A 12,540-nucleotide genomic window follows, 5' to 3' on the forward strand; every position below is an offset into this window, starting at 1 on the left:
CCTCTTTATTGTTATTCATGCACCGACCACTGAGCGTTGGCCGAGCATTCTCGATAACCCGTCGGTAAAGAGATTGAGGCCCACCACCAGGGAGGCGAAGCCCAGGCCCGGGCCGAACACCGTCACCGGCGAAGCGATCAGCAGGCCACGGTTCTCGCTGATCATCAGGCCCCATTCGGGGGTTGGCGGGCGGATACCGAAACCAAGGAACCCGAGTGCGCCGATCAGGATGGGCGCATAGCTGATCCGCAGGGAGAACTCGACCAGCAGCACGTTGGCGGTGTTGGGGAGAATTTCCCGCAGGACGATGGACCAGGTTCCCTCACCCCGCAGTTGGGCTGCCGCGACATACTCGCGCGTGGCAATTTCCATCGAGGCCGCCCGTGCAATCCGGGCAATCCGCGGTGCGTAGACCAGCCCGACCACCAGCACGATCAACGCCGGTTCACCGGCCAGGGCAGGGCCGGCAGCAATGATCGTCACCAGCGCCAAGGCGAGGAACGGAATGCTGATCATGGCTTCGACCAGACGCTGCACGATCTCGTCGAACAGGCCGCCGAGATAGCCGGACACCAGCCCCAGCGTGGTACCGGCGAGCATGCCCAGCGTCGTGCCGGCCAGGGCCAGCAGCAGGACGATGTGCGCGCCATGCATGAACCGGCTGAGGACATCGCGGCCGATTTGATCGACGCCCATGGGGTGTAGCCACGACATGCCGGAGAGCGGCATGCCGGTGCCCATTTGCGCAAACCCGTAGGGTGTCCAGAACACGCCGAGGAGGGCAAAGAGCACGTGGGCCACGAGGATGATCGAGCCGACCTTGAAGGCACCGGGCATCGCTTGCCAGTGTGCGAGACAAGCCCGGAATGTTTGCGTGGGCGATCCGGACATCGCGTTGGTGAGACTCATCGAGTTGTCCTCAGGCGAGGTTGAAGAAGAACCGCGCCGATGTCGGCCACCAGATTGGCGGCGATGTAGACGGCCGCGCTGATCATCACGGTGGCCTTGATCAAGGGCAGGTCGCGCAGTTGCAGGGCATCGATCAGCAGGGTGCCGAAGCCCGGGTAGGAGAAAACCCGCTCGACAATGACCACGCCGCCAATCAGGAAGCCGAGGTTGAGCGCAGTGATGTTGAGCGCCGGAACGATCGCATTGGGCATCGCGTGGCGCCAAAGCACCGCATGGGGGCGCAGGCCTTTCAGTTCGGCCAGGCGCACGTAGTCGGAGCGCAGGACTTCGATCAGGCTGTCGCGCAACACCCGGATGGCATACACCGCCATGATGATGGCGAGGGTCACGGCCGGCAGGATCATGGCGCGCAGGTTGTCCAGCCAGGTGCTGGCATCGGAAACCGTGGCCAGTGCGGGCAGGATGGGCATGGCCACGGCGAAGATGAACAGCAAGATCGTCGCCAGCAGAAAGTCGGGTAGCGACAGCAGTACCAGTGTTACCACCGATATGATGTGGTCGACCTTGCTGCCACGCCGTGTGGCTTGAATCACCGCCGGCACGATGGCCAGTACCAGGTACAGAGCGAAGGCCAGCAGCGACAGCAACAGCGTGTTGATGATGCGTGGGCCCAGCACGTCGGCGATCGGTCGCCCGGTTGCAATCGAAACCCCCAGGTTGCCCTGGAGCAAATCCCCTAGCCAGTGCAGGTAACGACTGAACGGGGGATCACCCAAGTGCAGTTGCGCACGCAGCACTTCCAGGGCCTTGGCGGTGGCGTCGCGGCCGAGGATACGGGTCGCCACATCGCCCGGCAGGGCTTCGAGAATCACGAAAATCAGCACAGAGACCAGCAGCAGCGTGAGCGCCGACAGCATGATCCTACTGATGACAAGCCGCACAATGGTCATTTCGATCCAGCCCCCTGAGTGGTCAAGGTTGAGTCCGACGCCATCCAGTCCGGGAGAAAGGCCGCATCGGTGTCCAGATCGCCTTGCCAGACGTACAGGAGCACCAAAGGCCGGTCTGCTGCGAGCGTGGCATGGGGAATCCACGAAGGATGATGAATGATCTCACCGGCCTGCCGTGATGACCACGCGTCGTCACCGGTTCGCCAGAACGACGGTCCGGTGACGGAGTAATAGATTTCGTCGGCCGGGTGGCTATGCAGCGGATAGTGGGTTGCAGGGCCGAGGAACATCAGCCCGAAGGAGATTTCGCTGTCCTTGATCAGCGCCGGTGGTCCGCTCTCGGGCCCGCAGATAACGCCGTAGCCGTAGTTGTTGCCAAAGTCCGCGCTGGGCGGGGCGGCCAGGTAGGTCTCGCTGCGAGTCAGGTGGAGCGCGGGCATGAGCCTGGACAGCGCGTCGGCCAATGGGCAACCCGAGGCATAAGTCCGTAGCTCGGCCTCACAGGATGTTTGCACAGGCACCCGTGCGGCAGGCACGTCCTGAAGGGCCGACAGGCGCGATTGCAAATAGCGCAGGCGTTTGGCGTGGGATTTTGCGACGGGCTGACCCTCGCGATCCAGCACGTCGGCAAAGCATTGGAGAAATCGGGACAGATTAGAGTGTGTCATTCGCACAGGCTCCTCCCCGGAGCCAGCGGGCTCCGGGATTGGATTGAATTCAAAGGGGACGAGTGGGGCGAGGGGCTACTTTGCGCAGTCCAGCTGCGCGTAATCGATGCGGTTGACGTCGACGTTCGGTGAGTAGCCGCTGCAGCCTTTGCGCAGGCCCGCCACGACCGATGAAAACACCGGAAGGATCATGCCGCCTTCCTGTGCAACCATGCGTTGGGCGTCGCGATAGAGCTGGTTGCGCGCTTGTTCATCCGGGGTTTGCCCGGCCTTGGCCACCAGCGCGTCGAAATCCGCGCGTTTCCAGTGAGTCTCGTTCCATTCCGATGCGCTGTTGAGCGACAGCGTCAAGGCTTCTGCCGGTGGACGCGCACTGGTGTAGGAAATGACCGCCGGCTTTTTCAGCCAGATGGTGTCCCAGTAACCCTCGGCCGGCGAGGTAATGACGTTGACTTTTATGCCGGCCGACGCGGCCATCTGGGCATAGACCTGCGCCAGCAACAACATGCCGGGGTAGGAGTCGGACGTATAGAGATCGAAGGCGATGCCGTCAGGATGACCCGCCTCGGCCAGCAAGGCCTTGGCCCGTTTGATGTCTTCTGCGGGCGCTGGTGTCTTGAGACCCAGCGGCGAACTCGGTGGTATCGGTGTATCGACACCGACCTCGCCATAGCTCAGCAGCACGGTATTGAGGATGGTTTGACGATCCATGACCAGCTTCATCGCCTCACGCAACTTCACGTTGTCGAAGGGCGCCGTGTCGGTCCAGACCGCGATGTACAGCGAGGTTGCCCCAGGCGTCGATACGAGATCGACCGCCGGGTTGCCTTTGAGCGTGATCAGGCTCGCCGGATCGACCACCAGCGACAGATCGATGGAGCCTGACAAGAGCGCCGACAGCCGTGAGGTGGCTTCGAGACTGGTGGTGATCTCCAGGCAGTCCGCCTTGGGCAAGCCGGCGCGCCAGTAATGCGGGTTGCGCTGCATGACCCGCACCGGACCGTTGGTGGTAAAGGTCTGCTGCACGAATGGCCCGGTTCCGTTGCCCTGGGTGCGCAGGTCCGTGCCCTTGGCGCCCTCGGGAACCATCAATGCATACTTGGTCGCGATCAGCATCGGCAGTTCGACCACCGGGGACTTGACCTTGAAGCGCACGGTGTTCTTGTCGACCGCGGTGATACCGGCGGGGTCGAGGAAGGAGAGGGTGGAAAAACCGCCGGGCGAGATGGCCGGGTCCAGCAGGCGACGATAGGAATAGGCCACATCCGCGGCATCGAAATCGGAGCCGTCGTGGAACTTCACGCCTTCGCGCAAATGGAACGTCCATTCGGTTGCATCGGCGTTCGATTCCCAGGATTGCGCCAGGACCGGTATGGGCATCATGGTGTTGCTACGGTCGACCAGGGGCTCATAGACGGCGCGGATGTGATAGACGCTGTCGGTGCCGATCAACCCGGCGGGGTCCATCGTCTGTTTCTCGCCGTCCGATTCATACCCCAGTACGCGCACGCATTGCTCGGTGGCCAAGACCGTGGGTGACGACAGGAAACATGTTCCGAAAGCCAGTGCAAAAGCTGAGGATGCAAGCAAACTACGTTTCATTTCTGTGCCCCTGGTTTATTTTTATGGGCCGAGTATGTGATTGCGTTGATGCCTGGGCAAACGAGTATATTTAACCCCCGCTTGAATTTTTATAACGTCGCGAGCAAGCATGATTCAAAGATCGCTACCCCCCCTGTCGACGCTGAAAGTCTTCGAATCCGCTGCGCGATTGCGCAGCTTCAAAGGCGCTGCGGAGGAACTGAGCCTGACCCAGTCGGCGATCAGTCACCAGATCGCTTCGCTTGAGCGTTACCTTGGGACGGCGCTCTTTTGCCGATTGCCCGGCCGGGTAGAACTCAATGAAAAGGGCGAACTGTACTTTCCGGTGATCCAGGATGCGCTGGATCGCATCGCGCTCACCACCGACCTCATCCGTGAGAAGCAGACACAGACGGCCTTGACCGTGCAGGTCTATGTCACCGTGGCCGTGCGCTGGCTCATCCCGAGGCTCCAGGCATTCAAGGAAGCCTCGCCCGGGATTGCGGTCAGCCTGGATGCCAGCCTGCTGGATTGGGAGTTCAATCCAGCTCGCGCCGATGTAGGGATCATCTACACGCGCACGCCTGATCGACCGAACCTTGCGTACACGTTGTTGAAGCAGGAGCGGCTGGTGGCAGTTTGCTCAAAGGACGTTGCCAAGGTGATAACCACACCAGAGGACCTGCGCCAGGTTCCGTTTCTGGCGATATCGGGCACCAATGAAGATTCGTTGATGTGGGCGCAGAGCATCGGTCTTCCCGACCTTGTGCAAAAGAACGCGCCACGATTCGACAGCAGTTTGCTGGCGATTGAAGCGGCCATCAGCGGACAGGGCGTGGTGGTGGTTCCCGAATTCCTGGTGGAGGCCGATCTGCGTACGGGCAGCCTGGTCATACCGGTGCAGACGCAGGTGATGCAGGCCGGAGGTTGGTACCTGGCGCATGTGCAACGCCGGGGCCAGGAGCCGCCGATCCGCTGTTTCCTTGAGTGGATACAGTCGGTGTAGGAGCCGGCTTCCTGCGGGCGGCGTTCCGACGATGGCGGTTTGTCAGGCGACATTTGTGTCGTTTGTAGCTCCGCTTTCGCTGGCAAGCCAGCTCCTACAAGGGCGTTTTTGCCTTGCGTTTGGGGGTGCCCGCCGATTTGCGCTTGGCCGGCTTGCGCTTGTTTTTCCACGGCGTTGCACCGCGCCCCGCAGGGCTGGCAGGACCGCTGATGGTCAGGCTCAGGCCGGCGCAGCGGCTGACTTGTTTGCTCATCCAGGCCGCCTGCTTGGTGACGAATTCGTCCAGGCTCATTTCCCCGCTCTGCACCATGTCCAGGGCCTGCTCCCAGATGGCCGTGGTGCCGGGGTCGGCAATGGCCCGCGGGACCGCATCGATCAGGCTGAAAGCGGCCGGGGTCGCCGCCAGCGCCTTGCCGTGCTTGATCAGGTAGCCACGGTCGAGCAGGCCCTGGATGATCGAGGCGCGGGTCGCTTCGGTGCCGATGCCGGTGGTGTCCTTGAGCTTTTGCTTGAGCAAGGGATCTTCCACCAGTTTGGCGACGTTTTTCATGGCCTTGATCAGGTCGCCCTCGGTGAACGGCTTGGGCGGTTGCGTCCAGAGGTCCTTGAGTAGCACGTCGGCCACCACGCAATCGAGTCCTTCCCGCAGGCTGGGCAGGGTTTGTGGGGCGGGGGCCTCGCGGCCCTTGCCCGGTGCGAGGGCTTCGGGCAGGGCGCGTTTCCAGCCCGGTTCGACGATTTGCTTGCCCACGGCACGCAAGGCCTCGCCGGCGCAATCGAAGTCGGCCTGGGTGCGGTCGAACTCGTGGTTGGGCAGGAACTGCGCCAGGTAACGGGCGCGGATCAAGGTGTAGACCGCGCGCTGCTTGCCCATCAGGCGATCGAGGTTTTTCGCCGCGGCGGTGGGGATGATGCCGTGGTGCGCGCTGACCTTGGCATCGTTCCAGGCCCGTGAACGGCGCTGGGGTTCCAGGTAGTCGTGCAAGACGTTCAGTGCCGGGTCGGCCTGGCGCAGCGCTGCGAGGATGCCCGGTGCTTCGCTGTGCTGGCTGAGGGGCAGGTAGCCGCAGTCGCTGCGCGGGTAGGTGATGACCTTGTGGGTTTCGTAGAGCGCCTGGGCGATGTCGAGGGTTTCCTGGGCGCCGAGGCCGAGCTTTTTCGAGCAGACTTCCTGCAAGGTGCCGAGATCGAAGGGCAGCGGCGCCACTTCGCGCATCCGCTCGGTCCGCAGCTTGACCACCCTGGCGCTGGCGGCGGTGCGCATGGCCTCTGCCGCCCGTTGCGCCAGGGCCTGGTTGAGGCAGCGGTCCTGGTCGTCGCACACGTCGGAGGCGGCCCGCCATTGGGCGGTGAAGGTGCTGCCGTCGTGCAGCAACTGCACCTCGACAGCCCAGTAGGGCACGGGCACGAAGTCGGCAATGCTGCGGTCGCGATCCACCACCAGGCGCAAGGTAGGCGTCTGCACCCGGCCGACCGGCAGCACGCCCTGATAACCGGATTGGCGTCCCAGCAAGGTGAACAGCCGGCTCATGTTCATGCCGATCAGCCAGTCGGCCCGGGAACGTCCCAGTGCCGAATGATAAAGGCTGAAGGTCTGCGCACCGGGCCTGAGTGCGGCGAGGGCCTTGCGGATCGAGGCATCGTCCAGCGCGGAGAGCCACAACCGCTGGATGGGCCCGCGATAGCGGCAATGTTCGACCAGTTCCCGGGCGATCATTTCGCCCTCACGGTCGGCGTCCGTGGCAATCACCAGCTCGGACGCTTCGCCGAGCAGGCGCTTGACCGCCTTGTACTGGCTGGCGGTGCGCGGCTTGACGGTCATTTTCCATTTGTCGGGAATGATCGGCAGGTCGGCCAGCACCCAGCGCTTGTAGCGCGCGTCATAGGCGTCCGGGGGAGCGGTTTCCAGCAGGTGGCCAATGCACCAGGTCACCGTGACGTCCGTTCCCAGCCAGCAGCCGTCACCGCGCCGCCGCGCGCCGAGCACGGCCGCAATGTCTTTGGCCTGGGAAGGTTTTTCACAGAGGTACAGCCGCATAACCACCATCGTCGATCAGTGTCCGGGAGGAGCACAGGATGGCGGGAGTCGGGCGCGAGAGCAATCTTTATCTGTATGGATGTACAGCAAAAGCGTTGCGCGTGGTTACCCAACCGGATGAATCCGTTCGGCTGCGCAGTCGTCGCGGGTCCGCAACTTGGGTTATACCTGATAAACCGAGATTTCCGGGGCGTTGTGCAGCCCTGCTGTTACAGGTCCATCACCGTGAGAGGTGCGCATTCCATGAAAAGCTCCGGTCCCAGCCCTGTCATCACCATCGCCGAGCAGCCCGGCTGCCTGTTGGTGAAGTTTCACGGCTTTCAAGTGGCAGCGTCCGCTCGTGCGCTGGTGCTGCTGGAAGCCAATTACCCTCCGGTGTACTACGTGCCGCGCGAGGACATCGACGAAAAGTATTACGCCCGTACCGACCACACCAGCTATTGCCCGTACAAGGGCGATGCCAGTTATTTCAGTTTGCAGGTGCCGGGGCATGAAGGTGCCAATGCGGTGTGGAGCTATGAGAACCCCAAGGTGTCGGTCAGGCAGATCCAGGAGTATGTGGCGTTCTATCCGGATCAGGTGACGTTTGAGTTGATTGATATTGATGAGTGAGTTCGCGGGCAAGGCGGAGAAGGCGGTCTTGAGTTTTTTGCTGGTCTGTCGGGCCCCATCGCTGGCAAGCCAGCTCCTACAGTGGGATCGGGTATAGCCGTGGGAGATTGTGCGGATGTGAGGGCGTCTTCGCTGGCAAGCCAGCTCCTACAGTGGATCGGGTGCGGCCGTAGCGGCTATAGGTCCGCCTTCGCCGGCAGTTGGTTCCTGCAGGCGAAGGCTCATTGAGGGTTTACGTCAGTTCTTATCCAGGTCGACGTTACGCGTCTCCCGCAGGCACAGCAGCCCCACCACCAGGCTCACCCCGGTGATCACCACCGGATACCACAGCCCGTAGAAGATATCGCCGGTATAGACCACCAGGGCAAACGACACCGTCGGCAGGAACCCGCCGAACCAGCCGTTGCCGATGTGGTAGGGAAGGGACATCGAGGTGTAGCGGATGCGGGTCGGGAACAGTTCGACCATCAGCGCCGCCAGCGGGCCGTAGCACATGGCGGAGATGATGATCAGGGCGACGATCAGCGCCACGATCATCGGCTTGTTGATTTGCTGCATGTCGGCCTGTTGCGGGTAACCGGACAGGGTCACCGCGCCACGCAGGGCCGCTTCGTCGAAACCGTCGATCTTCACGTCGCCGACGCTGACCTGCACGCCACTGCCGGCCGGAGCCGCTTCGCTTTGATACGGTAGGCCCTGCTTGACCAGGAAGGTCTTGACCTTGTCGCAGGGGCTGTCGAATTTCGCCTTGCCCACCGGGTCGAACTGGAAGGTGCAGGTGGCCGGGTCTGCCAGCACGGTGATCGGGGCCTGGCGGCTGGCCTGGTCGATGGCCGGGTTGGCGTAGTGGGCCAGGGTCTTGAAGATCGGGAAGTACAACGCCGTGGCGAGCAGCAGGCCGAGCATCAGCACCGGTTTGCGCCCGACCTTGTCCGACAGCCAGCCGAAGAAAATGAAGAATGGCGCGCCGATGGTCACACTGACGATCAGCAGGCCGTTGGCCACGGCGGGGTCCATTTTCAGGAATTGGGTGAGGAAGAACAGGACATAGAACTGCGCCGCGTAGAAGGTCACCGCTTGCCCGGCGTTGATGCTGAACAGGGCGATCAGGACCACCTTGAGGTTTTCCCACTTACCGAAGGAATCGCGGATCGGCGACTTGCAGAGCTTGCCTTCCTCTTTCATTTTCACGAACGCAGGCGACTCGTGCAGGCTCAGGCGAATCCAGGTGGAGATGCCCAGCAGGATGATCGAGAACAGGAACGGAATGCGCCAGCCCCAGACTTCGAACTGATCGCCCGTGAAGTAGCGGCAGCCGAGTACCACCAGCAGCGAAAGCAACAGGCCAAGGGTGGCGGTGGACTGGATCCAGCTGGTGTGGAATCCGCGTTTGCCCATTGGCGCGTGTTCTGCCACGTAGGTCGCGGCACCGCCGTACTCACCCCCCAGTGCCAGGCCCTGGAGCATGCGCAGCACCACGAGGATGATCGGCGCGGCGATGCCGATGCTCGCGTAGGTGGGCAGCAAGCCGACGCAGAAGGTGGCCAGGCCCATGAGCACGATGGTGGCGAGGAAGGTGTACTTGCGCCCGATCATGTCCCCCAAACGGCCGAACACCAGGGCACCGAACGGCCTGACGATGAAACCGGCGGCAAACGCCATCAGGGCGAAGATGAACGCCGTGGTGTCGTTGACCCCGGCGAAGAACTGCTTGCTGATCACCGCCGCGAGGGCGCCGTAGAGGAAGAAGTCATACCACTCGAATACCGTCCCGAGCGACGAGGCGAAGATGACTTTCTGGGTTTCCTGGCTGGTGCCCGCGCTGCGCACGGCTTCCAGGGGTTGAACGTGTTCTGACATATCGGTATCCCTCACAGTGATTGTTTTTGTTGTTCCACTGTCGGCGCCGGCCTTGTGGGCGGGTGCCGCTACTGTCGATGCGGGTGTACGCGTTCCCTGTGGGAGCCGGCCTGCCGGCGATGGCGGCGAATCAGGCGACATTGACGTTGACTGATCCACCGTAATCGCCAGCAAGCCGGCTCCTACATGTCCGTGTGAGTGCGTTCAGGCGTTTGTGACCAGCTCCTCTGTCTCGGTGATGCTCCTTGTGGCGGGGTTAAGGATCAGTTGTGCGGCTTTCTCCGCGATCATCAGCGTAGGCGAACAGGTGTTGCCCGAAGTGATGCGCGGCATGATCGAGGCGTCGGCGATGCGCAGGCCGGGGATGCCGTGCACGCGCAGTTCGGCATCGACCACCGCGTCCGTGTCGTTGCCCATGCGGCAGGTGCCGACGGGATGGAAGATGGTGGTGCCGATCCGCGCGGCGGCTTCATGCAGCTGTTCTTCGGTCTGCAGGCTGTCGCCGGGCAGGTACTCGACCGGCTTGAACGCCTTCAGGGCCGGCGCGGCGACGATGCGCCGGGTCAGGCGAATGGCGTCGGCGGCGACGCGCAAGTCCTCGGGATGGCTGAGGTAGTTGGGCTGGATCAGCGGCGCTTGCTGAGGGTTGGCCGACTGGATCTCCACCCGGCCCCGGCTTTGCGGCCGCAAGTCGCAGACCGAGGCGGTAAACGCCGGGAAGGCATGCAGCGGTTCACCGAAACGCTCCAGCGACAGCGGTTGCACGTGATATTCCAGATTGGCCGAAGTCTGCTCCGGCCCGGAACGGGCGAACGCCCCCAGTTGACTCGGCGCCATGGACAACGGACCGCTGCGGTCATACAGGTAGCGCAGGCCCATGCCCATCTTGCCCCACAGGCTTCCAGCGATCTGGTTCAGGGTGCGGGCGTTTTCCAGTTTGTAGATCAGGCGCAGTTGCAGGTGATCCTGCAGGTTGCCGCCAACGCCGGGCAGTTCATGCGCGACGCCGATGCCCAGGCGCTGCAACAGCGGGCGCGGACCGATGCCGGAACGTTGCAGGATGCTCGGTGAGCCGACGGAACCTGCGCACAGGATGATTTCCTTGCGCGCCTTGAAGGTTTTCGCCTGACCTTGCCAACGGGCGCTGACCGCCGAGGCGCGAGCGTTTTCCAACAACACGCGATCGACCTCGACGCCTGTCAGCACCGTCAGGTTGGGGCGCTGGCGAATCGGCTTGAGGAACGCCTTGGCGGCATTCCAGCGGATGCCGGCTTTCTGGTTGACCTGGAAGTAGCCACAGCCTTCGTTGTCGCCCTGGTTGAAGTCGTCGATTCGGGCAATGCCGCTCTGCTCGGCGGCGCTCTGGAAGGCATCGAGGATCGGCCAGGACAGGCGCTGGCGTTCCACCCGCCAGTCGCCGCTGGCGCCGTGAAAATCTGATTCGCCGGCAAAATGGTTTTCGCTTTTCTTGAACAACGGCAGCACGTCTTGCCAGCGCCAGCCGGGGTTGCCCTCGGCCGCCCAGCCATCGTAGTCGCCGGCCTGGCCGCGCATGTAGATCATGCCGTTGATCGACGAGCAGCCACCGAGGACCTTGCCGCGCGGGTAACTCAGGGTGCGGCCCTGCAGGCCGGGTTGCGCCTCGGTCTTGAAGCACCAGTCGGTGCGTGGGTTGCCGATGCAGAACAGGTAGCCCACCGGGATGTGGATCCACGCGTAGTTGTCGCGACCGCCGGCTTCGAGCAGCAGCACGCGGTGTTGCGGGTTGGCCGACAGGCGATTGGCCAGCAGACAACCGGCGGGACCGGCCCCGACCACGATGTAGTCGAATTCATCAAGGGAAGCGTGCATCCCTGACCTCGCTTGTTGTTCTTGTTGGAGTTCATCCTAGTTGTTAGCTTTCGTTTAAAGAATGTTAGTTTTTACCCAGCTGCTGTGCGTTTTTAAACAACGCTGACCTAAGGATGGACGATGTTCGACTGGAATGACCTGCGCTTCTTTCTCGAGCTCCAGCGTAGCGGGCGTTTGCTCACCGCCGCGCGGCGCTTGAACACCACCCATGCCACCGTGGCGCGGCACATCGAGGCCATTGAAAAGAGCCTTGGCACGGCACTGTTCGTGCAGCATGCCCAGGGTTACGAGCTGACCCCGGCCGGCGAAGCCTTGCTCAAGCACGCCGAGGCCATGGAGAACGTCGCGCTGCTGGCGCAGGAAGAAATTACCCAGTCCACGGCGCCGCTGGGCAAGATCCGCGTGGGGGTGACGGAAGGGCTGGGCATCATGTTCCTCGCCAGCCGCATGAACGGCCTGTTCGAGCGTTACCCGGGGCTGGAAGTGGAGCTGGTGGCAGTGCCGCGCTTCGTCAGCATCCTCAACCGCGAGGCGGAAATCAGCATCCACCTGGAGCGCCCGGCCGCCGACATGCTGGTTACGCGCAAACTGGCCGACTATCGCCTGGCGCTCTACGCCAGCCAGGAATACCTCGATTGTTCGCCGCCGCTGCGCAATCGCGAAGACCTGGGGCGGCATGCCTGGATCGGCTACGTCGACGACTTGCTGTTCAGCCAGGAGCTGATGTTCCTCAACAGCTTCTGCCGCAACCCCCGGGTGGTCTTCCACAGCACCAGCGTCATTGCCCAGCAACAGGCGGCGCGCGCGGGCCTGGGCATCGCCGTGCTGCCGTGCTACATGGCCAGCGCCGATTCCGCGCTGGTGCCGTTGTTCCCCCAGGAGAGCATCCTGCGCAGCTACTGGATCAGCACACGCCGCGAGCTGCACAAGTCGGTGCGGCTGCGGGTGATGTGGGATTACGTGGTGGAGTTGTGCGAGCGGGAGCAGGAATTGTTGCTGGGGCCCAATCCCCCTCACGGCGGGTGAAGATCCTGTGGGAGCGAGCCTGACAGACGACCCCTCTCT

The 12,540-nt window shown here is 62.8% G+C and carries 10 protein-coding genes; 3 read left to right on the plus strand and 7 right to left on the minus strand.

What is annotated here, in order from left to right; translation table 11 throughout:
• Positions 1-15: 15 nt before the first annotated feature.
• The 4 genes from DKB71_RS15280 to DKB71_RS15295 form a co-directional block, all read right to left on the minus strand.
• Positions 16-909: an ABC transporter permease gene (locus tag DKB71_RS15280; RefSeq protein ID WP_274076288.1), complete on the minus strand. Its 894-nt coding sequence runs from the start codon at positions 907-909 to the stop codon at positions 16-18.
• The gene (locus DKB71_RS15285; protein ID WP_274076289.1) at positions 906-1,859 is read right to left on the minus strand and encodes an ABC transporter permease; all 954 of its coding nucleotides are present in this window, start codon (positions 1,857-1,859) and stop codon (positions 906-908) included. The genes DKB71_RS15280 and DKB71_RS15285 overlap by 4 nt, the downstream gene beginning before the upstream one ends.
• Positions 1,856-2,527 carry a dimethylsulfonioproprionate lyase family protein gene (locus DKB71_RS15290; RefSeq protein ID WP_408600923.1) on the minus strand — a complete coding sequence of 224 codons (672 nt, stop codon included), beginning with the start codon at positions 2,525-2,527 and terminating at the stop codon, positions 1,856-1,858. Before DKB71_RS15290 ends, DKB71_RS15285 begins: the two co-directional genes overlap by 4 nt.
• 75 nt (positions 2,528-2,602) lie before the next feature.
• The gene (locus DKB71_RS15295) at positions 2,603-4,129 is read right to left on the minus strand and encodes an ABC transporter substrate-binding protein (protein ID WP_408600924.1); all 1,527 of its coding nucleotides are present in this window, start codon (positions 4,127-4,129) and stop codon (positions 2,603-2,605) included.
• 109 nt (positions 4,130-4,238) lie between these two features.
• Here DKB71_RS15295 and DKB71_RS15300 point away from each other — a divergent pair, with 109 nt between their 5' ends.
• Positions 4,239-5,114, plus strand: coding sequence for a LysR substrate-binding domain-containing protein (locus tag DKB71_RS15300; RefSeq protein WP_323606043.1), 876 nt, complete (start codon positions 4,239-4,241; stop codon positions 5,112-5,114).
• A 94-nt stretch (positions 5,115-5,208) separates the two neighbouring features.
• Here DKB71_RS15300 and DKB71_RS15305 read toward each other — a convergent pair whose 3' ends face one another.
• Positions 5,209-7,152, minus strand: a complete 1,944-nt coding sequence (locus DKB71_RS15305; RefSeq protein WP_408600925.1) for a DNA topoisomerase III — start codon at positions 7,150-7,152, stop codon at positions 5,209-5,211.
• Positions 7,153-7,395: 243 nt separating this feature from the next.
• On the opposite strand from DKB71_RS15305, the gene DKB71_RS15310 reads away from it, so the two are divergent.
• Positions 7,396-7,764 carry a DUF427 domain-containing protein gene (locus tag DKB71_RS15310; RefSeq protein WP_272606185.1) on the plus strand — a complete coding sequence of 123 codons (369 nt, stop codon included), beginning with the start codon at positions 7,396-7,398 and terminating at the stop codon, positions 7,762-7,764.
• A gap of 237 nt (positions 7,765-8,001) precedes the next feature.
• Here the strand turns inward: DKB71_RS15310 and DKB71_RS15315 are convergent, their stop codons facing one another.
• Together DKB71_RS15315 and DKB71_RS15320 are read right to left on the minus strand one after the other, a co-directional pair.
• Positions 8,002-9,624: an MFS transporter gene (locus tag DKB71_RS15315; protein WP_408600926.1), complete on the minus strand. Its 1,623-nt coding sequence runs from the start codon at positions 9,622-9,624 to the stop codon at positions 8,002-8,004.
• Positions 9,625-9,828: 204 nt separating this feature from the next.
• The gene (locus DKB71_RS15320) at positions 9,829-11,475 is read right to left on the minus strand and encodes a GMC family oxidoreductase (protein WP_408600927.1); all 1,647 of its coding nucleotides are present in this window, start codon (positions 11,473-11,475) and stop codon (positions 9,829-9,831) included.
• 120 nt (positions 11,476-11,595) lie between these two features.
• Between DKB71_RS15320 and DKB71_RS15325 the strand changes: the two genes are divergently transcribed.
• Complete coding sequence (locus DKB71_RS15325; protein ID WP_408600928.1) at positions 11,596-12,501, plus strand: LysR family transcriptional regulator; 906 nt, start codon at positions 11,596-11,598, stop codon at positions 12,499-12,501.
• The last annotated feature ends 39 nt before the right edge of the window (positions 12,502-12,540 follow it).

The organism is Pseudomonas sp. PLMAX (assembly GCF_046042685.1).
GTDB lineage: Bacteria > Pseudomonadota > Gammaproteobacteria > Pseudomonadales > Pseudomonadaceae > Aquipseudomonas > Aquipseudomonas putida_AE.